Annotated in this window: 22 protein-coding genes; 11 read left to right on the top strand and 11 right to left on the bottom strand. The window is 67.0% G+C overall.

Annotation, left to right across the window (positions count from 1 at the left end; genetic code table 11):
• Positions 1 to 382: 382 nt before the first annotated feature.
• Both BKA25_RS27000 and BKA25_RS26995 read right to left on the bottom strand, forming a co-directional pair.
• Positions 383 to 778: a hypothetical protein gene (locus BKA25_RS27000; protein ID WP_069845627.1), complete on the bottom strand. Its 396-nt coding sequence runs from the start codon at positions 776 to 778 to the stop codon at positions 383 to 385.
• Between the two features lie 7 nt (positions 779 to 785).
• A complete protein-coding gene (locus BKA25_RS26995) occupies positions 786 to 1,085 on the bottom strand; it encodes a hypothetical protein (RefSeq protein WP_069845629.1) in 300 nt (99 codons plus the stop codon).
• Between the two features lie 229 nt (positions 1,086 to 1,314).
• On the opposite strand from BKA25_RS26995, the gene BKA25_RS26990 reads away from it, so the two are divergent.
• The 3 genes from BKA25_RS26990 (at position 1,315) to BKA25_RS26980 (ending at position 4,121) form a co-directional block, all read left to right on the top strand.
• Positions 1,315 to 2,697, top strand: coding sequence for a helix-turn-helix transcriptional regulator (locus BKA25_RS26990; protein ID WP_084642325.1), 1,383 nt, complete (start codon positions 1,315 to 1,317; stop codon positions 2,695 to 2,697).
• Positions 2,694 to 3,608, top strand: a complete 915-nt coding sequence (locus BKA25_RS26985) for an aminoglycoside phosphotransferase family protein (protein ID WP_157420866.1) — start codon at positions 2,694 to 2,696, stop codon at positions 3,606 to 3,608. Before BKA25_RS26990 ends, BKA25_RS26985 begins: the two co-directional genes overlap by 4 nt.
• Before the next feature lie 198 nt (positions 3,609 to 3,806).
• Complete coding sequence (locus BKA25_RS26980; RefSeq protein WP_236750433.1) at positions 3,807 to 4,121, top strand: hypothetical protein; 315 nt, start codon at positions 3,807 to 3,809, stop codon at positions 4,119 to 4,121.
• 32 nt (positions 4,122 to 4,153) lie between these two features.
• Here the strand turns inward: BKA25_RS26980 and BKA25_RS28550 are convergent, their stop codons facing one another.
• The 4 genes from BKA25_RS28550 to BKA25_RS26960 all read right to left on the bottom strand — a co-directional run bounded on the left by BKA25_RS28550 (position 4,154) and on the right by BKA25_RS26960 (position 7,123).
• On the bottom strand, positions 4,154 to 5,152 hold the full coding sequence (locus tag BKA25_RS28550; RefSeq protein ID WP_069845634.1) for a CopD family protein: 999 nt from the start codon (positions 5,150 to 5,152) through the stop codon (positions 4,154 to 4,156).
• A gap of 57 nt (positions 5,153 to 5,209) precedes the next feature.
• Positions 5,210 to 5,776, bottom strand: a complete 567-nt coding sequence (locus BKA25_RS26970) for a copper resistance CopC family protein (protein WP_084642327.1) — start codon at positions 5,774 to 5,776, stop codon at positions 5,210 to 5,212.
• Positions 5,773 to 6,486, bottom strand: coding sequence for a YcnI family copper-binding membrane protein (locus tag BKA25_RS26965; protein ID WP_069845636.1), 714 nt, complete (start codon positions 6,484 to 6,486; stop codon positions 5,773 to 5,775). The genes BKA25_RS26970 and BKA25_RS26965 overlap by 4 nt, the downstream gene beginning before the upstream one ends.
• 67 nt (positions 6,487 to 6,553) lie before the next feature.
• Positions 6,554 to 7,123 (bottom strand): hypothetical protein, encoded by a 570-nt coding sequence (locus BKA25_RS26960; protein ID WP_069845638.1) that lies wholly within the window; start codon positions 7,121 to 7,123, stop codon positions 6,554 to 6,556.
• 185 nt (positions 7,124 to 7,308) lie between these two features.
• On the opposite strand from BKA25_RS26960, the gene BKA25_RS26955 reads away from it, so the two are divergent.
• From BKA25_RS26955 to BKA25_RS26935, 5 genes are read left to right on the top strand one after another with little or no spacing between them, the layout of a single operon-like run.
• Positions 7,309 to 9,078, top strand: a complete 1,770-nt coding sequence (locus tag BKA25_RS26955; protein ID WP_069845639.1) for a BCCT family transporter — start codon at positions 7,309 to 7,311, stop codon at positions 9,076 to 9,078.
• Positions 9,075 to 9,722, top strand: a complete 648-nt coding sequence (locus BKA25_RS26950) for an ABC transporter permease (RefSeq protein WP_069845641.1) — start codon at positions 9,075 to 9,077, stop codon at positions 9,720 to 9,722. The genes BKA25_RS26955 and BKA25_RS26950 overlap by 4 nt, the downstream gene beginning before the upstream one ends.
• 13 nt (positions 9,723 to 9,735) lie before the next feature.
• Positions 9,736 to 10,917: an ABC transporter ATP-binding protein gene (locus BKA25_RS26945; RefSeq protein WP_069845643.1), complete on the top strand. Its 1,182-nt coding sequence runs from the start codon at positions 9,736 to 9,738 to the stop codon at positions 10,915 to 10,917.
• Positions 10,914 to 11,696, top strand: coding sequence for an ABC transporter permease (locus tag BKA25_RS26940; protein ID WP_069845645.1), 783 nt, complete (start codon positions 10,914 to 10,916; stop codon positions 11,694 to 11,696). Before BKA25_RS26945 ends, BKA25_RS26940 begins: the two co-directional genes overlap by 4 nt.
• A complete protein-coding gene (locus BKA25_RS26935) occupies positions 11,693 to 12,685 on the top strand; it encodes a glycine betaine ABC transporter substrate-binding protein (protein ID WP_069845647.1) in 993 nt (330 codons plus the stop codon). Before BKA25_RS26940 ends, BKA25_RS26935 begins: the two co-directional genes overlap by 4 nt.
• A 141-nt stretch (positions 12,686 to 12,826) precedes the next feature.
• On the opposite strand, the gene BKA25_RS26930 is transcribed toward BKA25_RS26935, so the two are convergent.
• Positions 12,827 to 13,327, bottom strand: a complete 501-nt coding sequence (locus BKA25_RS26930; RefSeq protein WP_375791872.1) for a DUF6474 family protein — start codon at positions 13,325 to 13,327, stop codon at positions 12,827 to 12,829.
• 112 nt (positions 13,328 to 13,439) lie between these two features.
• Between BKA25_RS26930 and BKA25_RS26925 the strand changes: the two genes are divergently transcribed.
• Complete coding sequence (locus BKA25_RS26925; protein ID WP_172803887.1) at positions 13,440 to 15,068, top strand: TM0106 family RecB-like putative nuclease; 1,629 nt, start codon at positions 13,440 to 13,442, stop codon at positions 15,066 to 15,068.
• 72 nt (positions 15,069 to 15,140) lie between these two features.
• On the opposite strand, the gene BKA25_RS26920 is transcribed toward BKA25_RS26925, so the two are convergent.
• The gene (locus tag BKA25_RS26920; protein WP_069853111.1) at positions 15,141 to 15,902 is read right to left on the bottom strand and encodes an SDR family NAD(P)-dependent oxidoreductase; all 762 of its coding nucleotides are present in this window, start codon (positions 15,900 to 15,902) and stop codon (positions 15,141 to 15,143) included.
• A gap of 90 nt (positions 15,903 to 15,992) precedes the next feature.
• Positions 15,993 to 16,955 carry an aldo/keto reductase gene (locus tag BKA25_RS26915; RefSeq protein WP_069845652.1) on the bottom strand — a complete coding sequence of 321 codons (963 nt, stop codon included), beginning with the start codon at positions 16,953 to 16,955 and terminating at the stop codon, positions 15,993 to 15,995.
• Positions 16,956 to 17,141: 186 nt separating this feature from the next.
• On the opposite strand from BKA25_RS26915, the gene BKA25_RS26910 reads away from it, so the two are divergent.
• Together BKA25_RS26910 and BKA25_RS26905 are read left to right on the top strand one after the other, a co-directional pair.
• On the top strand, positions 17,142 to 17,684 hold the full coding sequence (locus BKA25_RS26910) for a PepSY domain-containing protein (RefSeq protein ID WP_069845654.1): 543 nt from the start codon (positions 17,142 to 17,144) through the stop codon (positions 17,682 to 17,684).
• A gap of 224 nt (positions 17,685 to 17,908) precedes the next feature.
• Entirely contained in the window at positions 17,909 to 19,213 is a 1,305-nt protein-coding gene (locus BKA25_RS26905; RefSeq protein WP_069853112.1) for an alginate O-acetyltransferase AlgX-related protein, read from the top strand.
• A 3-nt stretch (positions 19,214 to 19,216) separates the two neighbouring features.
• Here the strand turns inward: BKA25_RS26905 and BKA25_RS26900 are convergent, their stop codons facing one another.
• Positions 19,217 to 20,467: an acyltransferase family protein gene (locus BKA25_RS26900; protein ID WP_069845656.1), complete on the bottom strand. Its 1,251-nt coding sequence runs from the start codon at positions 20,465 to 20,467 to the stop codon at positions 19,217 to 19,219.
• Positions 20,468 to 20,504: 37 nt separating this feature from the next.
• Entirely contained in the window at positions 20,505 to 21,551 is a 1,047-nt protein-coding gene (locus tag BKA25_RS26895) for a hypothetical protein (protein WP_069845658.1), read from the bottom strand.
• Positions 21,552 to 21,554 lie beyond the last annotated feature (3 nt).

The raw sequence follows: 21,554 nt of genomic DNA, 5'->3' as shown, positions 1-21,554 counted from the left end.
TGGCGTGGGCGGCCACCCGCCTCTCGTGGGGCGGTCACGTCGTGTGGGCGTCGACGGACTCAGGCCCCATCTCGGTGAAGGCTTGGTTGGAATCCGCGGACCGACACTGTCGGGGGAGGGACGTGAGTGTCGGCCCGCGGAAGTCGTCATCGGCATCGCGCTCGATCCGCCCTCGCCCAAGTGGAACACCACGCTGGCGAGGAAGAGCAGACGTGCTGCGGTTCTGCCGTTGGAAGTCACTGTGCAGTTGTGGTCTTCGGCGACCGGTGGCCCGCCGAACCGTCGGGGGCCGTGCTCTGGCGGACCACCGGTACCGCAGGCGGCTGATCGAACTCGCTCCAGTCGGGGGTTGGCACGAGGTCGAGGCCGCCCGTCTGGGTTGTCAGGCCGCCCCGACGATCAGGTGTGTCCGGTCGGCGCTCGAAGCATTGGTCAACCTGTTCTTGCCGATCGTGGCGGTTGCCGCCGGGGCTGCACCGGTGTTCGGATCGGCCGCCGATGGGGCCAGCCCACCCATCACCAGGTGCTCGTACGCGGCCCGCCAGACCTCGCACGGTGCCTGTTGCTGGCGCCACCGCGTCGAGCATTCGCGGCAGTTGCCCCGGTTGTCGGGTTGGTGCGCGTTCAGCAGCTCACGCCAGCACTCGGTCAGCCGTGGCAGTTCGGAGCGCGCTACCGAGAGAAGTGATGAGGTGTCAGCTCGCTCGGCAAGCTCGGTGAGCATGTCGAGCCGTTCCCAGACCGCCGTGCGCAAGACACGGCCAAGTATCTCGTCCACCGCAACGTCACCTTTCCGCCAGCTCGGCGGCTTCTTGCAGCACTGTCCGAAGTCGACCGACCTCGGCTTGGGTCAGCACGGCGGTTTCGCCGGGCGGTCCGAGCAGGACCACCTTGCCGTTGTCGACGAGCACGGTGATCACGCAGGGGCGGTTCGCCACATCGCGGCAATCCACCAACCAGTGCGGCCTGCCACCATGCGGCTCGGTCGTACCGCTCGATGCCGAGCCCGAGCGGAGACCGGCTGTGTGCTCCACCTGTCCCGCGTCGCCCCCGCCTAGGGGGTCGATCTGACTCGTCAGCCTCACGACTCTTCCGTTCCTCACTGTCGATCGCACCGCGTTCCGTCGTTCCGGGTACAACCTTGATTCACAAGCGTTGTCCTGGCGAGCCCAGTTGCGTTGATCGGCTGCACTTCGACGACAAGCGGTCAGCGGCGTTAGGTGGAGCCGATCAGCCTCGCCGATCGGGACTTCACCGGGGCACAACGTGGCCTTACTCTGCGGGAGACGCCCGTTGGAGCGGGAGGGGGTTCAAATGAACACCATCGGTACGCGCAGCGCTCTTGTTACACCCGAGTTCTGGGAGGGCCAAGAGATGCGCGACGCGCTTCTCAAGCGCGAGATCAGCGCCGTCTATCGGTTGCTACGCAAACACGGCATCTCTCAGCGTCAGATCGCCGCCGCGACAGGGCAGTCGCAGTCCGAGGTCTCGGAGATCCTCAAGGGCCGACAGGTCATGGCTTATGACGTGCTGGTCCGGATTGCAGACGGGCTCCGGGTTCCTCGGGGGTTCATGGGCTTGGCCTATGACGAGGGCACCGCGATCAAGGTCGTTGGCGTGACTGGTGACTCAAAGTCGGAGGAGGACGAAACGGTGAAGCGCCGTAAATTCCTGGCGCACGCTGCCGCCGTGACCGTCGGGGCTGCCGTCTTCGGAGAAGACGAGGTTTGGGCGCCTACCTCGGATCAGACCCCGGTGCCGGGGCGGATCGGGGTGACCGACGTACGTCAGATCGAGGCGGCGACCAGTGCGCTGCGGTCATTGGACTCCCGACACGGCGGCGGTTTCTGTCGGGACGCCGTGATCGCCCAGCTCAGATGGGCTCAGCAGCTTCTCAGCGCGCAGCGCCGGGACGGGATCGAGAACCGGCTCTTCGTCGCCATCGGCGACCTGCACAACCTCGCGGGCTGGACGTCGTTCGACACCGGACTGATCGACTCCGCGCGCGGACACTTCTCGCGAGCACTCGAGTTCGCCCGCCGAGGCGGCGACGATTCGCTGGTCGCGAACGTGCTCTACCGCACGGGCCGGTTGTACCTACACCACGACGAGCCCAACGAGGCGCTGAAGCTCTTCCAACTCGGCCAGATGGCTGCCCAGAACACCGGTTCGCAGCTCACCACTGCGGTGCTCTGCGCGAACGAGGCGTGGGCGTACGCGAAGATGGGCATGGAGCGGCCCGCGAAGAACTTGGTCAACATGGCCAAGGACATGTTCGAGCGCAGTGAGCGCAGCGATCCGCCCGGCTGGGTGCGGTTCTTCGACGAGACCGACCTCTTCGCCATGATCGGAGCCATCCACACCGAGCTGGCCACCAAGGACGACGCCGATCCCAAGCACAGCCGGATCGCGATCAACTCGCTGAACAGGGCGATCAGCGACTACCAGGCCGTCGGCGGTGCACCGACCAGGAATGTGGCGTTCCAGTGCACGATGCTCGCGTTGAACCACCTCATCGAGGGCGACACCGACCAGAGCTCGCAGATGGGCTCGTTGGCACTCGACGCGAGTGAACACGTCCGCTCCAAGCGGGTGTTCGACCGGATGAAGCCGTTGGAAGACCTAGCGCAGAAGCGATCCGCCAATCCGATGAGCAAGGAGCTCGCGGAGCGGATCAGGAGCCACCGAGTGGCATGACGGTGATCGCGGAGAACCGAATCGACGGTCGTTTCACGATCGCGAAGCTGACCGTCGCGCTCGAGGAGATCTGCGCGCGAGTCGGACTCGATCCACGCGGGGCGAGGTTGATCCGCGTGACGAACAACGCGGTGTTCGAGCTGGCCGATCGGCGGCACGTCGTGCGTATCGTCGCGTCGGCCCGGCTCCGGCACCGCGCCGAGAAGGTGGTGCGGATCGCCCGCTGGCTGGCCGAGAACGACGTTTCGGCGGTCCGGCTGCCTGCGGGTATCGAGCAGCCGGTCTATGCGGCGGGTCAGGTGGCGACGATCTGGGAGATGATCCCCCACGTCGGCCCGCCACCGGGTGCCAAGGACCTGGCCCGGCTGCTCCGCGACATCCATCGCCTCCAGGCACCGGACTTCCCGTTGCCGACCTGGCGGCCGCTCGACGACGTTCATCGGCGACTCGCCGACGCGGAGGAACTGTCCGATCGGGACCGGGCCTTTCTGGAGGGCCGCTGTGCCGAGGTGGCCGACCGGCTGCGCGACCTGCGTTTCCCCTTGCCGCAGGGCGTGCTGCATGGCGATGCCCACCTCGGCAATCTCATCCCGGGGCCGGACGGCACGGCGATCTGCGACTTCGATTCGACGTGCGTCGGCCCCCGGGAGTGGGACCTCACCCCGCTGGCCGTCGGCGCCCAACGCTTCCTGCACCCCGAGGAGCAGCAGCGGCTGTTGGCCTACGAGTACGGCTTCGACATCACCCGCTGGTCGGGATTCGCCGTGCTGCGGGACGTCCGAGAACTGAAGCTGACCACCAGTGTGCTGCCGATCCTGCGGAGTAATCCCGGCGTTCGCGCCCAGTTGCAGCTGCGCCTCGAATCGCTGCGATCGGGCGATGTCACGGTCCCGTGGACGCCCTATCGTTGATCACTCGACGTGGGCATTCGGTCCGGGTGCGTAACGCGAGTCGCCGATTCGGCGATGCCCAGGCTATCCGGCCGGAATGACCGTCCAGCCCGGCATGGGCGACCGTTCGTCGACTCCGCCGCACCGTTCGCGGTCGTCGGCCACCGGTTTCGTCCTCTCGAGGCGTAGCGCGGTCGCACGAGGTGAGGTGGGCTGTCCGTGACGTGGCGCAGGGATCGTCGGGTTCGATCGGGATCATCGGCTAGGCGGGCTCTGCGCACCGCCGCCATGCTGGACGAGCTCGTCGATTCACAGTTGCCACTGGTAGTGGGGCTGTCGGAACCCTCGGCTCGGCGGGCGAGTGAGTATCTGGCCGCGCTGGTCATGTTGGGGCAGGCGTATCGCTGGTACGGGGCGGGCTGGATCGGCCGTCGTGAGCTCCACGAACGTGGCAGGCAATGCGTCGCGGTCCTGGACCGGATGGCTCGTCGCCCCGAGGGTGCCAGGACACTCCGCCATATCGGCCGATTCTGATCGGCGGCCGCGGTGTTCGGGTCGGTGGTTCGTCAGACCATCGCGAGTACGGCGGCGAGTCCGAAGGCGAGGGTCATGAGGCCCAGTTCGATCGTGGCCCAGCGCCGCAGGCTACCTGGCTGATGCCGGGCGACGCTGGGAACGACCCGGGATCGCAGTGTCCAGCCGACGGCGGCCAGCAACATGAGGACGCCGGTTTTCGCGAGGACCAGCCAGCCGTACCCGGTCGTGAGCAGCCCGGCGGGCATCGGATCGATGCGGATGAGCGCACTGAGTAGACCGCTTACCGCAACGATGGCCAGTGACCAGGCCGCGATCCGGGAGAACCGGGGCAATACCTGCGCTGCCAGTCCCCGGCGCGGGGCCACCAACAGCAGGATCACCGCGAGTCCACCGACCCATACCGCTGCGGCACCCGCGTGGAGCGCCGCCACGGCCACCGCGAGGCCGTGGTCCTCCAGCGCGGCGGCGTGTCCGGTGAGCGGTAGGGCGGTGATCCCGAGTAGGGCTACCGCCGGGAGCATCCAGGGTGGGAGCTCGCGGCGCTCGCCGACCGCGACGAGGACGCCACACAGCACTGCGGCGGCTGCTGCGACGAGCAGCCCCCGGCCCGCCGCCACCACATCGAGGTAGTCCGAGACCCGGTCGAGCCCGATACCCAGTCCTTCGCCGCTGGCGATGCCTGCCTGCACCCACAGCAGGACGAGGGCGAGCAGGGCCCAGGCCGCCGAGCCTGCGAGCGTGAGTCGTCCGCCGAGATGTCGAACCTCGCGGGCTGCGGCACGACCGGCCGTGGATCGGGCAGGCGAATGCGATTCGGCGGGCAACAGGAGGCCGATGGCGGACGAGCCGACCACGAGGGTGCCCGTGAGGTCGACCGCCAGCCGCAGGGCGGGCAGCGCGAACACATCGGCGGGCGTCGCCGCAGTGCCCACGGCAAGGGCGAGGCCGAGCGCCAGCCCGGCCACCGCCCCTGCCAAGGCGATGAACAGCGGAAACCGAGCGAGACCTCGGTCAGTATCGCGATTCACTATTAATACTCACGCGAAACGCTCACCATTTCGATGCCTTGGTTGCCGTCTATCGCACTACTTCTTCGGGCTCCGGTCGTCGTTGCCCAGCCGCATGGCCACCGTGACTCCGACGACCAACAGCAGCGCCGCCCCGGCGATCCACGGCCAGACCGGCATTCCACCCGTATCCCCGGAATCGGCGCCCTCCTCGGCGGACTCGGTGGACTCGTCGACCGGCTGCGGCGGAACCTCGCCGTCCCCTGCCGTCGAGAGGGTGAAGGTGGTGCTTCCGGTGACGGTGTGGCCGTCGGCGGAGAGCACCCGGTACCCGACGGTGTACTCGCCCTCGGGCCCGAGCGGATGCAGCGAGGTGCTGACGGTGTCGTTCGACACCGTCGCCTCGCTGGTCTCCTCCCAGCGATTCCCATCCGGCCCGGTCACCGTCACCGTGTTGAAGCCCGGTTGAACCCGCTGATCGAAGACCAACTCGACGATCTCCGGTGCGCCCTCCACCATGTCGCCGTCCCCGGGACGACTCTCGATCAACACGTTGTGCGCCCAGGCCGGTGCCGCGATCCCGAGCAGCATGAACCCGACGATCGAGGCGATCAGCGACCAACGCGCGCCGCGCCGCGTCGTCATCGCTTCTTCGACCGCAGGATCGCGCCGATGCCGAACCCGACGCCCAGCGCACCGACCACCAGGCCGCCCCCGCCCAACAGTCGAGCGGTGTCGTCCTGCGTCTGACCAGCCGACTCGGCCGCGTCGTCGGTGGTCTCGTCCGCCGAACCGGTCGCCGAGTCCACGCCATGACCGTGACCGGTGTCCTCGCTATCGACGAGGGTGACCACGGGCGCGGGTCGCTCCGGCTCCTCCTCGCCATCGGCGGGCGGCTCGTCCCAGCTCACCACCTCGCCGCTGTCATAGGTCTGATCGACGGGAAGCACCAACTGATCGGTATCGGTCGGAAGTCCGCCCAGGCTCAGCGAGAACTCCTGGAACTGGTCGGGGCCGATCTCCGCGCCGTCCTCGGCGGTCCAGGTCACGGTGCTCACGGGGGAGTCCTCGGACTCCTCGTCCGCCCGTTCGACCTCGATCGTCCAGCCGGGCTGCGGTTGGGTGCGTACCGAGGCCAGCGGCTGATCGGCCGGGAAGCCGACCGCAACGCTCACCGTGCTCGCGTCCGGTCGCTCGTTGGGCACCCGCAGCGCGATGGTGGCGTAGCCGCCCTTCGCCGCCTCGTCCGGAACGGCACTGACGTGGGCCATCGCCTGGCCCGTGCCGACGAGGCAGCAGACCCCGGCGAGCGCGAGGGCGCCGCCGAACCTGCTGGGCATGCGTGTTGTCGCCATGTCCTTCTCTTTCCTGAAGTGGTTGGTCGGCGACGCTGTTCGTCGGGCGCCGACCGTACGGGGTTCTTCAGGGAGTTCGTGGCGGGCCGCGCCGGGTGTTCACCCGGCCTGCCTGGATCCGGAAGCGCCGCGATGGCCCTGCCGTCAGCGGGACGAGGCACGGCACGCCGTCGGCGACAGGGCGTGCGGTGCCTGCCAACAGACCCCGGAGGCGTTCGACGCCTCGGTGCACCATGCCGAGGCCACGCCGCAATACATGATCGGCATGTGTCAGCAGGAGGGCGCCCACGAGGGTGGCCACCGCGTGGGAGGCGACCATCACGAGCGGATTAAACGTGATATACGCCACTGTGGACGCCTGGTGGCTGTGCGTGCTCAGCAATTCGAGTAATGCGTGCATCCCGAGCTGAGAGAGAGCCAGGGTGCCCAGCGCGGTGGGAAGACCTCGGCGTCGTCTCGGCGCGCCTACCAGGATGGTGGCGAGTGCAGTCGTGAGAATCAGCGTTAGTCCGAGGTCCGGGGCGGCGCCCCCCGCCACGGCGTGTGCCGATACCGACAGTGACGAAGCGAGCAGTGCCGACAGCGTCCCGCAGAGCGCCGAAGGCACCCCGCGAGCCCTGTACGGCGCGTCGGTCACGGTGTCAAGCCTATGTGTCGTTTCGATGACGCCATGCCCGGGTCTGGTTGCTTCTGCGAGCGTGTTGAGCAACTGTGGACCCGCTGATGGCACGCTTCTCACTCAGAGCACACAACGGGTGCTCTGAGTAATGGGCGTGCCTTCCCACTGAAAGGAGGGGCGCCCGGAACCGGGCGTCGCACGAAGTGACGACTGACGACCCTGACAACGCACGATCGACCGACCCCGCAGAACCGCCAGGCACGGCTGCGACAGCCGTCACGAAGGCGGACCGGCCGAAGACCGACTACGTGGTCTTCGGTGTCTCCGCGTTCCTCGCGGTGGCTTTCATGGTGTGGGGCATCGTGGACACCGCCGGCCTGGGAAGCTTCTCGGGCTCCGCACTCGGCTGGCTGATGACCAACACGGGCTGGGTGTTCGTGCTGGCTGCCTCCGGATTCGTGGTTTTCATCCTGTGGCTGGCGGCAAGTAGGTACGGCAACATCCCACTGGGTCGCGATGACGAGAAGCCGGAATTCCGGACCGTCTCGTGGATCGCGATGATGTTCAGCGCCGGTATGGGAATCGGTCTGATGTTCTTCGGTGTTACCGAGCCGTTGACGCATTATGCGGATCCCCCGCCCGGCACGGTTGCGGCGGAGAGCAACGAAGCCCTCTCGACCGCGATGGCCACCTCGTTGTTCCACTGGACCCTGCACCCGTGGGCCATCTACGCGGTGCTCGGACTGGCCATCGCCTACGGCACGTTCCGTCGTGGCCGCAAGCAGCTGATCAGTGCGACCTTCGCGCCGCTGTTCGGCAAGCGGATATCAAACGGCCCCGCCGGGCGCGTGATCGACATCCTCGCGATCTTCGCGACCCTCTTCGGCTCGGCCACCTCGCTCGGCCTCGGCGCGCTGCAGATCGGCAGCGGGCTCCAAGAGGTCGGCTGGCAGGAGAGCATCGGCACCGGTGTGCTGGTTGCGATCATCACCGTGCTCACCATCGCCTTCATCGCCTCGGCGGTCTCCGGCGTGGCCAAGGGCATCCAGTGGCTGTCGAACATCAACATGGTGTTGGCACTGCTGCTCGCGTTGTTCCTGTTCGTGGTCGGCCCGACGGTCATGATCCTGAACCTGGTGCCGACCTCCATCGGCGCCTACTTCAACGACCTCGCGCAGATGGCCGCGCGGACCGACGCCACCGGCGGCGACGCCGTCAACACCTGGCTGTCCGGCTGGACCGTCTTCTACTGGGCCTGGTGGATCTCCTGGGCGCCGTTCGTGGGTCTGTTCATCGCGCGCATCAGCCGTGGCCGGACCATCCGGCAGTTCGTCACCGGCGTGATCCTCGTTCCCAGCATCGTCAGCCTGGTGTGGTTCGCCATCCTCGGCGGTACGGCGATCTATGAACAATCACAGGGCGTCGATCTAGCGAATGCGGGCGGGCAGGAAGCCCAGTTGTTCGGCCTGTTGGCACAGTTCCCACTCTTCGAGGTGGTGAGCGTGCTGGTGATGATCCTCGTGTCGATCTTCTTCGTCTCCGGTGCCGACGCGGCTTCCGTGGTGATGGGGACGATGTCGGAACGCGGTTCCATCTCCCCCAGCCGTCCCGTGGTCATCTTCTGGGGTGTGGCCACCGGTGCCGTCGCGGCCATCATGCTGATGGTTGGCGGTGGTGGCGACGATGCGCTATCCGGCCTACAGGATCTGACGATTCTGGCGGCGACGCCATTCGTCCTCGTGATGGTGCTCATGTGCTTCTCGTTGGCCAAGGATCTGCGTAGCGACCCGATGGTTCGCCGCAGTGAGAAGGCGGAGGCAGTCATCGAGCAGGCGGTCATCCACGGAAACAAGCGATTCGCGGGTGACTTCCAGATCGAGGTCGGAGCCATCAAGAAGAAAAAGGGTTCGGCCCCGACCGTCGAGAATCTGACTGACGGCGAGTCGGACCATTCCGAGGACTCCGCTAAGTGAGTTTCTGGGAATACGTCAGCTCTCGTTGGGAGCAGCTGGCAGTCGATGCCTTCCAGCACGCCAGTGCCGTGGTGCAGTGCACCATCATCGCCGCGTTCATCGGCGTGCTGGTCGGTGTCGTCGTCTATCGGAGCCCGGTGGGTTCTTCGTTGGCGACGGCGCTGACCAGCGCGATCCTCACGGTTCCTTCGTTTGCGCTGTTCGGATTGTTGATTCCGGTCCTCGGGCTCGGGGTGCCGCCGACGGTGACGGCCCTGGTGCTGTACGCGCTGTTGCCGATCGTGCGCAACACCATCGTCGGCCTCAATGCCCTCGACCGCTCGGTCGTCGACGCGGCCAAGGGCATCGGAATGAGTCGATGGCATGTGTTGACCAGGGTCGAATTGCCGCTGGCCTGGCCCTCGGTTCTCACCGGGATGCGCGTCAGCACCCAGCTGTTGATGGGAATCCTGGCCATCGCGGCCTACGCCAAGGGACCCGGTCTCGGTAATCAGATCCTGACCGGTTTGGCCAGGATCGGAAGCGCGAACGCGGTGAACTCGGCCGTCGCGGGAACGCTCGGGATCATCGCGCTGGCATTGGTGCTGGACGGTTTGTACATCTTGATCGGCCGAATGACCACGTCAAGGGGTGTCCGTGTCTGAATCGAGCAGCACAGTGGGTGCTAACGCACCGTCGGGCTCGGCGGGCGGGGACAGCGTCGAGATCCGGTTGGAAGAGGTCACCAAGCGCTACGGGAACCGGGCCGAGCCCGCCGTGGACGCGGTGAGCATGACCATTCCCGCCGGCGAGCTGGTCGTCTTCGTCGGGCCGTCCGGCTGCGGCAAGACGACCACCATGAAGATGATCAACCGGTTGATCGAGCCGACCTCCGGCCGAATCCTCATCGGTGGCCGGGACGCGTCCAGCCTGAACCCGGACGAGCTCCGGCGCAGCATCGGATACGCCATCCAGCAGGTCGGGCTGTTCCCGCACCTGACGGTGGCCGAGAACATCGGTGTCGTGCCCGGCCTGCTCGGCTGGGACAAGGCGCGCATCCGGTCGCGGACCGAGGAGATGCTCGACCTCGTGGGTCTGGAGAGCGGCGAGTTCTTCGGCCGCTACCCGAGGCAGCTCTCGGGTGGCCAACAGCAGCGTGTCGGTGTGGCCAGGGCTTTGGCCGCCGATCCGCCGGTGCTGTTGATGGATGAGCCGTTCGGTGCGGTCGACCCGATCACCAGGGGGAACCTGCAGGACGAGTTGATGCGGTTGCAGGCGGAACTCGGCAAGACCATCGTCTTCGTCACGCACGACTTCGATGAGGCGGTCAAGCTGGGCGACCGGATCGCGGTGCTGGGCAACCAGTCGAAGATCCTGCAGTACGACACGCCGGAGGCCATCCTGGCCAACCCCGCGGACGACACCGTGGCGGGCTTCGTCGGCGCGGGTGCCTCGCTCAAGCAGCTCACGCTGTTGCGGGTTCGCGACGTCGAACTCGAAGAGGTGCCCACCGCATCGGTGACGGAGTCGCCGAGTGTGTTGGCCGAGAAGCTCGGCTCCCGCCGGGGCGCGGTCGGCCTGGTGCTCGATCAGCGTCGGCGGCCGATTCGCTGGGCCACCAAACGCGATCTGGCCAGGGCGAGTTCGTTGGAGACGGTCGGTCGTCCGGTCGTGGACAGCGTCGACCGGGCCTCCACTCTCCAGGATGCTCTGGAGGCGATCCTCACCGATGACGACGGCTACGCGGTCGTCACCCGGTCCAGAGGTGAATACGCGGGCGTGGTCGGCATCGACACGTTGATGGGCACCATTCGCCAGTTGCGGGAGCAGCACGAGGACACCGACGGGGCGGACGCATGACCGCGGCCGTCCGGCAAGGTGCGTCGCTCGACGTCGAATCGGGGTCGAACCGTTCGGAACGGCTTCGGTTGTTCCTGGAACCCGCGATCGTGCTCGCCCTGATCTCCGGGGTACTGCTGTGGGCGTTCACCAGGGAACTGGACGACATCGAGGCGCGGAACATCAATGTTCCCGTGCTGGCTTCGTTGACCTGGGAGCACATCCAGATCACCGCCATGGTGGTGGTGATCGTGCTGTTGGTCGCGGTGCCGCTCGGTGTGATGGTGACCCGGCCGTGGGCGAAGTTCATCGCACCGGTCGTGCTCGTCATCGCCAATATCGGCCAGGCCGCGCCCGCACTCGGTGTGCTGGTGCTGTTCTTCCTCTGGACGGAGCAGACGGGTTTCTGGGTGGTGGTCTTCCCGACCGCGCTCTACGCCCTGCTTCCGGTGCTGCGTAACACCATGATCGGTATTCAGCAGGTGGACTCCAGCCTCTTGGAGGCGGGTCGCGGTGTTGGGATGTCGCCGTTCACGGTGCTGCGTCGGATCGAGCTTCCATTGGCGATCCCGTTCGTGCTCGCAGGCCTTCGCACCTCCTTGGTGTTGGCCGTCGGTGTCGCGACGCTGGCCTTCTTCGTCGGGGGCGGCGGACTGGGTGAGTTGATCGACTCCGGCTACAAGCTGGGCAGGCCGTCCATGCTGGTGGTCGGTGCGGCGTTGGCGATGGCACTCGCCCTGCTGGTGGACTGGCTGGGCGGACTCGCCGAGCGGCTGCTCGGACCGAAGGGACTGCGATGACTCGGAAACGTAACCGCAGCGCCCTGTTGGGCGTGACGCTGCTGACCTCGGTGTCGGTGCTCGCAGGCTGCGGGCTGAGCTCGGGATCGTCGTTGTCGTTGGAGGTCGGGCCCGGCTCGATCGAACACGACCCGACGCTCGCCGATGCCACCTTCACCGTCGGTTCCAAGGACTTCACCGAGAACTGGGTGCTGGGCTATATCACCCTGTTCTCGTTGTCCGCAGCCGGCGCGGAGGTGCGGGACCTCACCAACATCCAGGGCTCCAATAGTGCGCGGGATGCCCTCGATACCGAGCAGATCGACATGTACTGGGAGTACACCGGAACCTCGTGGATCTCCTACAACGGCAAGGTCGATCCCGTCCCGGGGGCCGAGGCACAGTACGAGGCCGTCGCGGAACTCGATAAGGCCGAGCATGGGCTCGTGTGGACCGCGATGTCACCGGTGGACAACACCTACGCCTTCTCGATGAATCAGGAGAACGCCGAACGCCTCGGCGTGGAGACCCTGTCCGATCTGGCGGAGCTTGTCCGGGAACAACCGGATGAGGCCACGTTCTGTGTGGAGACCGAGTTCGCCAGTCGTAACGACGGGCTGCCGGGCATGGAGGAGGCCTACGGGTTCACCGCGCCGCCGGAGAATGTCTCGCTACTGGGCACCGGGCCGATCTATCAGGCCACGGCCGATGGCGAGGTGTGCAACTTCGGCGAGGTGTTCACCACCGATGGCCGCATCCTCGGTCTCGATCTCGTTGTGCTCGAGGACGACAAGGAGTTCTTCCCGCGTTATAACGCCTCCGTCGTGGTGCGGGAAGACGTCATCGAGGAGTACCCGCAGATCCGGGACGTGATTGACCCGGTCTCGGAGCGGTTGAACAATGAGGCCATCACCAAGATGAACGCCAGGGTGGACGTGGACGGGATGGACCCCGACCAGGTCGCCATGGAATGGCTGATCGAGGAAGGCTTCGTCACGGCCGTCGACTGATGCCCGGTGAAGGAGCAGTTCGTTGTTGGACAGCGGCCCGTCGGATACGCCGACGGGCCGCTGTCTGCGTCGAGATACCGCCGGGTGCGGGCAGCATGGTCGATGGCCCGGGGTCCGACCCCCGATGGTCCTGCGCGCGACTCAGCGCAGGTTGAATCGGCGGAGCAGTTCGTCCTCCACCGGGGCCAGCTCGGCGTCGATGGCCCGGTGCGCGGCCCGACGTCGAACGCTCGGCATCCGCTCGGCCGCCCGCACCGCGGCGAGGAGCTGCCGAAGTCGTGGTTCGATGCCCGAGGCGAAGCGGGCATCGCCCCCCGAGGCGTCCGCGCGCTCACCCAGTGACCCGAGTGATTCCTGGATACCGACGATGCGGGCGTGCAGAGCCGCACCCCTGCCGGTGAACTCGGCCAACCGCTCGACCGGCACGCCCAGCCGACGGGCCCGGTATCGGTCGATGCTCTCGCGTGCCGAGGCGGCCGCCGTGGCGGCGTAGGGCAGCAGGACCGGCGCGGCGAGCGGTACCAGCGTCTTGGCCAGTCCGACCAGCCGTTTGCCTCGGCCCGTCGAAACGGTCTCGCTCTTCTTTCTTCGTGCCATCGTCGGTGCACCTCCGCCTTTCTTCCGACTGGAACGCCGCCCCACCTGAAAGAGGCTGGAGATCACCAATCGTGCCAGATCAGCCCCGACGGCTGTGCAACCTCGGGTATCGGCTCGGCGCGGTGACGGCAGCGCTTACGCTCGGTGTGTGACGGAGATGGTGCTGCTGGACGCGGGGGTGGTGACGCGGTGTCGTCGTCGGGTTCATCTGGAGCATGACCCCGCGATGGCTGACACGCCCAGGGCCGCACCGGACGCGACCTCGGAACAGCGGATGGCCGATGCCGCAGCCCACCGCGCGGCCGTGGGCCGACGGCTCGGCGAGCTGCACGCCGGGGACTGGGTGACGATCCCACGCACCGGAAGCTCGCTGGAGCGGCGGCAGGCCACGCTCGACGCGATGGCCGCGAAAACGGCCTTCATCTGGGGTCCGCAGCTGCCTGCCGACGCGTCCCACGGGCGGCGCGGCGCCATCGACCTGTTGGTGTGGGCCGATACCGGCTACGTGCCGATCCTGGTGGTCCGGCACAAGGTCAGCGACCCCGGCTCCGGCGTGCGCACCAGCCCACTGGAGAGTCCGCTACCTGCATCCGCGGCCGTCGATCCGAAGCGCAAGGCCCGGCCGCAGGCCAGAGACCAGCTTCGACTCGCTCACATCCATCGGATGCTCGAATCCATCGGCTACGACGCGGGCGGCAAGCCGATGGGCGGGGTGATCGGTCTGGACGCCGACATCGTGGTCTGGCACGACCTGACCTCGCCCAACTGGCCGGGCGGTCGCTCGGCGCTTGGTGAGTACGACGCGCGCTTTGCCGACCGGTTGGCCGTGGCCACCGCAGCCGCGACCGGCGCCGAGCCGCTGGCCGCGCCCTCCCGCATCCTGGAATGCCGGTCCTGCGCCTGGTGGCCGGTGTGCGAGCAGACCCTGCGCGCTGACCGCGATGTCAGCCTGGTGGTGCGCGGGGAGGATGCCACGTCCCTGCGTTCGGTCGGGGTGCGCACGGTCGACCAGCTCGCCGAGTTCGACCCGGCCGCCGAGTCGCCGGTGCCCTTGGTCGGAGCCACATTCGGCGACAGCGTCGTCCTGGCCAAGGCGTGGCTACGGGATCTGTCGATGGTCCGTCGGGTCCGCCGGATCGAGGTGCCGAGGGCCGACGTCGAGGTGGACATCGACATGGAGAGCTTCGGCGACGGCGGCGCGTACCTCTGGGGCGCGCTGCTGTCCGGCGCGGACCTCGGTATCCCGGCCGGCTACCGTGCCTTCGCAACCTGGGAGCCGGTGCCCACCCTGGATGAGGCGCGGTCCTTCGCCGAGTTCTGGGCCTGGCTGCGGATGGTCCGGCTGCGTGCGGCTTCCCGGGGATTGAGTTTCCGCGCCTACTGCTACAACGAACTGGCCGAGAACCGCTGGTTGTTGTCCTCGGCGAGCCGTTTCGTCGGCAGCCCAGGCGTGCCGACCGCCGCCGAGGTCCGCGCCTTCATCCAGTCCGACGAGTGGGTCGATCTGTTCGCGATCGTCCGGGAGCAGTTCGTCTGCGCACGGGGACGCGGGCTCAAGATCGTCGCACCGCAGGCCGGTTTCGCCTGGCGTGATCCCGAGGCGGGCGGGGAGAACTCGATGCGGTGGTACCGCGATGCGGTGGGCTTGGACGGGTTGCCCCCCGACGACACGCAGCGCGAGCGGTTGCTCGGCTACAACGAGGACGACGTGCGTGCGACCTGGACGCTGCGGCAGTGGATGACCTCGAAGGCCATGACCGAGCTGCCCTACGCGGGCGACCTCTGAGTTCGAACGGTGTCTCGCCCGCGCGGCCGCCGGTGAGGCGGGCGGCCGCGCGGGCAACGGCGGCAGGGCCGACTAACGCGGCGGCATCCGCAGCGCCCCGTCGAGCCGGATGGTCTCGCCGTTGAGGTAGTCCTGGTCGATGATCGACAACGCCAGCCGCGCGTAGTCCTCCGGGTGGCCCATCCGCTTGGGGAACTGAAGGTTCGCGGTGAGCTCCTCGCGGAACTCGGCGGTGATCCCGGCCATCATCGGGGTGCTCAGGATTCCGGGGGCGATGGTCATCACGCGGATACCCAGCGATGCCAGGTCACGGGCGGCGGGCAGGGTCATCCCGGCGACGCCGCCCTTGGACGCCGAGTACGCGGCCTGGCCGACCTGGCCCTCGAAGGCCGCCACCGAAGCGGTGTTGATCACCACGCCCCGGTGTCCCTCCTCGTTCAGCTTCTCGGTGTTCGCCATCGCCTCGGCCGCCAACCGCATCACGTTGAAGGTGCCGATGAGGTTGATCTCGATGACCTTGCGGAACAGCTCCAGGTCGTGGACGCCCTTGCGGCTGAGGATGCGGCCTGCGTCGGCGACTCCGGCACAGTTCACCGCGATGCGCAACGGGCTTCCGGAGGCGACGGCCTGATCGACGGCGGCCTGTACCTGCTCGGCGCTTCGCACGTCGGCGGCGACGAACTCCACGTTCTCCACGGGCTGCGCCGCCTCGACCGCCGAGGGCAGATCGAGGGCGAATACCTTCGCGCCACCCGCCGCCAGTGCTCGGGCGGTGGCGCCGCCGAGGCCGGAGGCTCCGCCGGTGACGATCGCTGCGGTGTCCGTGATCTGCATGTGCTCTCCCTTGAGCCCGTTGGTCCACCTGCCGGGACGTGTCCGAGTCGATCGGTAGTAGCCCACCCAGGCGGGTCGACAGCGCGACGCTCAGCGGCGACCGGGCGGGCAGATCTGATCGAGCTCGGCCAAGTCTGCCAGGGTCGGCTGCCAGTCCCCGGCGATGGCGTTCATCTTGATCTGTTCGGGCATGGTGGCGCCCGCGATGACCGAGGCTACTGCGGGTTGCGCCGCCAACCAGCCGATCGCGACGTCGGTCATACTCAGATTCCGCTGATCGGCGAAGTGCCGGATCGCCTCGATGCGATCCCACGGCGCCTCGGCGAGCAACCTGCTGCGGCCGGCGAGCCGCGTGCCGGGTTGGGTCTCACCGCCCCGGCGGTACTTGCCGGTCAACAGTCCGTTGGCCAAGGGGAAGTAGGGGATCAGTCCGACGCCGAAGCGCTCGCAGACCGGAACCACCTCGCGCTCGGCCTCGCGCTCCAGCAGGGAATAGTGGTTCTGCGCCGCGATCGGTCCGGTCAGTTTCTGGTCGTCGGCGATCCAGGCGGTGTCCGCGATCTGCCAGCCCGCGAGATTGCAGTGGCCGATATAGCGGACCTTGCCCTCGCGGATCAGGTCGTCCAGCGCCGAGAGGGTCTCCTCAAGCGGCGTTGCCGGATCGGGCCGATGCAGCTGGTAGAGGTCGATCCAGTCGGTTCCCAATCGACGTAACGACGATTCCACCGCTCGTTTGATGTAGCGGCGGGATCCTCGCGAGCCGAAGTCCGGGCCGTTGACGCCCTGCATGTCCATGCCGAACTTGGTGGCGATGACCGCCCATTCGCGTCGGCCGGACAACGCCTGCCCCAACAGTTCCTCGCTGCGACCTCGGGGGGCGCCGTAGACGTCGGCAACGTCGAAGAAGGTGATTCCGACGTCTAATGCGGCGTTGACCACGGCACGGGTCCCGGACAGGGTCTCCGTGCTGGTCCCGGGTCTACCGAGATTGTTGCAGCCAAGGCCGACGACGCTGACGGTCAGACCCGAGTCACCCAGTCGTCGTTGCTCCACGGCTCAAGACCATAAGGCGTACTGCGGTCCATCCAAACCGGTGGTTCCGGTCCCGCCGGGTTCGGCGAGTGATTTCACGACCGATTTTCGGTCTTAACCAGCCCTTAGGAGTCAGCAAGCGTGCCGCTATGTCGAGCTCCGCCAAGGTAGGTACCAGCACAACGGAGCACGACGAGAGGACATCTGATGCGTAACCCGAAGATCATGGCAGCGATCATCGGCGCAGCCGGTCTGCTGGCTATCGGTGGCACCGCCATCGCGCTGGACGACCGCAACTCGGCCAGCCAGCCGACGAGCAACGGCTTCGTCGAGCAGACCACCGAGCAGACCACCGAGCAGCGGGTCGACGACTGGGACGACCGGGACGACGACTGGGACGACCGCGACGACCGCGACGACCGGGATGACCGGGACGACGACCGCGATGACCGCGACGACGTCGCGAGCCAGCCCGCGAAGTCGGGCAACGGCACCACCATCGCGCGGGAGGAGGCCATCGGCATCGCGCAGGCCGAACTGCCCGGCGCCGAGGTCGTCGAGGTCGAGCGCGACGAGGACGACGGCCGGCTGGAATGGGAACTGGAGCTGCGCCAGGACCGCACCGAATGGGACGTGGAGATCGACGCGGAGTCCGGCGAGATCCTCAAGATCGACCGGGACGACGATGACGACGACGATGACGACGATGACGACGACGACCGGGATGACCGGGACGACTGGGACGACTGATCCCGCCACGGAAGCAGGCTCGGCCGGGCCTGTCGGGGGATGAAGCGGACGGGGTGTCGAGGCCGATGACCGGTCTCGACACATCGTTTGGGTGGGGCGCCGGTGTCGAGGAGCGGATGCCATCCCCACCGATGACGGCGGAATTCCGCAGCATGTCGGGGGTTTCGCCGCAGAACCGGATGGAACCGCCCGAACCGATGTCGGTCCCCCGTTAGGGTATGAACATGTCCAGGCCCGGGGTCGAGCAGACAGCACCGATTCCTCGTGTGCGGCTTCCCGAGGTGCACGAGGCGTGGCTGCCGAAGGAACACGATCTCTACCGTCCCCGGCATGGCGGCAGGCAGTTGCTAGCGCTGCTCGCGGCACTGTTGTTCTTCGGCGCCCCGGTGTTCAGCTTCCTGCTCGGTTCGCGGGCCACCGAGATCGAGAACCGCGCGTTGGTCGATTTCCCCAACATCATGCACGGTTGGGGCTTCTTCACCGAGTTCCCGCAGTGGTCGATCGACTATCTGCCGTTTCGAGAATCGGCCATCAACGCCGCCGACACGGTCAGCCACGTCGTCTTCGGCGAGTCGGTCTCCCTGAACGGCGGTGACGACGCGGGCAGCGGCCCGATCACCCCCGGCCCGGGCGGCGATGATGACCGCCGGATCGCCTACCCGAACGTGATCGAGGGCAGCGATGGCTGGCTTTATCTCGGCTCCGACGTCGACAGCCGATGCAACCGGGAGCGGTCCCTCGACGAGGTGATCGACGCGCTACAGCGGCTTCGCACCGGGATCGAGGCCTCCGGCCGGGAATTCGTTTTGGTGATCGCGCCGGACAAGACCACGGCGGTGCCGGAGCATCTTCCGGAGGACTACGCGGGCAAGCGTTGCGCCACCGAGGCGGCCACCGAGTTCTGGAATGAGCTGCCCGAGGCGACCGACGCCATCGACCTCCGCGAGCCGCTGCGGGAGAGAAGCGCGGAACTGGGCAGGCCCATCTACTACCCCTTGGACTCGCATTGGATGGACGAGGGCGCCATCACGATGCTCACCGAGGTCGCCGAAGAGCTGAAACCCGGTTCCACCGCAGCCGTCACCACCGATGAGCACGAGATCTGGGAGAGCGACGCCGATCTCCCGGTGCTGCTGGGCCAGAAGGAACAACGCGCGGGCATGACCTATCGGATCCGCCCGGACGGCCAGACCGACAACACCCACGGACTGAACTACCGCCTGGACGAACCGGAGCACTTCTCCGTCGGCCCCCTCGCCGGGATGAACACCGATCGCACCGCGATCATCGGTGACTCCTTCCTCGCCGCCAGCAGCCGTTATGTGTCGGGCTTCTTCAGCGACGTGACCCTGCAGTACTACGGAACGCTCAGCGACGACCCGAGGTCGGTGATCGACATGCTCATCGGTCAGGAGACGATCGTGATCGAGGTCGTCGAGCGCAACCTGGTCGGTGGCACGGCACCGTTCCTCGAATCCGAGATGATCGACCGCATCACCGCCGACTTGGGCGCCAACCCGATCTCCTAGGCGTCAACCTGCGCGGCGGACACCCCGGCGTCCGTCGAGGTACCGCTCGAATCGTCGATGCAGTCGCACCGGTGGCATCTCGATACAGCGATGCAGCAGTTCGGTGGCGACGACCACGGCTGCCAACGAGGTCACGATCGCGAGTCCGACGCCGTAGGTCGAGGTCATCAGCCCCATGATCGGATAGATGCACGCCGTGTGCACCAGGTAGATGCTGTACGACCGTTTCGAGATCGCCGAGATCAACGGCGAGGTGGCCAGCCTGCCGGTGCTGTTCATCACCAGCAGCACCACCATGATCAGCAACAGCAGTGTCCGGCTGTGGGCCACGCCGGTGGTGATGTAGTCCTGGAACAGGTCGGCGCTGAGGAAGAGCATGAAGTGCGTGCTGCCCAGTGCGATGGCTGCCGGAATCGGGATGCGTCGGGTATGACCGAGCGAGATGAGCTGCCCGATGAACAACACCGGCAGATAGCTGGTGAACATCCCGATTCGGAAGTTGACGATCCCGGTGTTCTGCTCGGCCGCAGCCCAGGACTGGGCTATCGAGACCAACGCGGCGCCCAGCAACGCGGGCAACCAGGGATAACGCCGTAAGAGCGGAATGGTCAGCGCGACATAGGTGTAGAAGATCAGCTGGACGATGAGGGTCCAGGTCACGCCGAGCAGGATCGCCGAGGGGGTCTCGAAATACGCTCCCAGCGTCAGATTCGCCAGCAGGTCAACGGGTTGACCCGGCTCGCCGCCCTCGGCGTTGACCAGCCCTTCCTGAACCAGGAAGTACATCACGATCACGACGAGCCACATGGCGGGCAGGATGCGGATCAGCCGCCTGGCCATGAAGCGGGTCGGTGATTCGCGGTCGGCCACCTTGGTGATCACGATGCCGCTGATCAGTAGGAACGCGCCGACGCCGACGAATGAAAGGTTCAGGTTGAGGTTCAACGGGGTGGTGAGCCCCCGGTGGACGATCGTGTGCCCCGGCCAGAGGATCTCGTTGGACGACACCCAGATCGTCAGATGGGTGTACACCACGGCGATGGCCATCAGGACCCGAAGCAGGTCCAATCCCGCGTGGTAGCCCTTCTTGACCGGCTTCCGCTTGGGCGCATCAGCCGGTGTCGCGCCGAGACCCGCCGGGACCGGGATCACCTCGGTGATCGGTTCCTGTACCGGGATCACCTCGGTGATCGCATCCTGCGGGTGGGGCCGACGAGTGTGCTGGGCGGATCCACTGCCCGGCCGCGCCGTCATGTCAACAATCCCCACGTCGTCGGATACGGCCGTTGCCTCACGCGCCTTGCGGCGGGCGACCTCGCACGAGTAGTCGCCGCAGCGGCTTCTCTATCAGGCGGTGGTACCCATCCGCCGCCGCCAGGGTAATGAGCAGCGACGCGAGCACGGCAAGACCGGTCGGTACCACCGGACCCAATAGAGACAGTGTCGCCCAACCGAGGGTCACGGTGAACAACAACGCCGGATATCGACGATCGAACAACCAACCGAACACCGCATGGAGACCGAAGCGGGGCGGATGGTTGAGCAACAACAGGAAGAACAGCATCGCGAACACCGCGCTCAACGGATACCACCATGGCAGCAGCTCATGATAGGAGCGCTCGGCCCAGGCCATCACCTGGAACGCGGCCATCCCCAGCACGACGGCGAGCCATAGCGGCATCCGTGCCGTGCGAACCGACCAGGCGAGCTGGCCGATGATCAGGATCGGTAGGAACGCGAACTGCAGGCTCAACGAACGCGGCAGGCCTTCGGCGCCAGCACCGAGGAACACCGGGACCGAGGACACCACGATCTGCGCGGCGACGGCCCAGGCGGGATGGATGCGCGCCAGCGGCCTGCACAACAGTGCGCTCAACACGAAGAGCGAGATGATGAGCAGGAAATACCCGGAGCTGGGGTCGGGTCCGAGTTCGAGACCGGAACCCCGGTAGGCCTCGCCGCCTGCCAGGCCCGCCAGGAACACCAGGCCTGACGTCACCAGCGCCAAGGCCGCGAAGGTGACCAGCAGCCGGAGGACGAAGCGCCCGAGTGGCTCGACGTCCATCGAGCGGGCCCCGAGATAGCCCGCGATCAGGAAGATCAGGGCCGTCCCGAGGAAACCGAAGTCGGATCCGATGCCCATCGGTTCGTTCACCCAACGCCGCAGCAGCGAGACCACACCGAACGTCTCGCCCTGGCGGCTGGGCCACACCGCGACCAGGTAGCTGTACAGGACGAGGACGACGCCCACGGCGCCGAGCACACTCAGTGCTGCGGAGTCGCGGGCGGTCGTCCTGCCTGGATCGTCCTGTGTCGCGTGAAGCTCTGCCGAGGCCATCGG

It is taken from the genome of Actinoalloteichus hymeniacidonis, assembly GCF_014203365.1.
Classification (GTDB): domain Bacteria; phylum Actinomycetota; class Actinomycetes; order Mycobacteriales; family Pseudonocardiaceae; genus Actinoalloteichus_A; species Actinoalloteichus_A hymeniacidonis.
The sequence above is the reverse complement of the archived record's forward strand: the minus strand, read 5'-3'. Positions and strand labels throughout refer to the sequence as shown.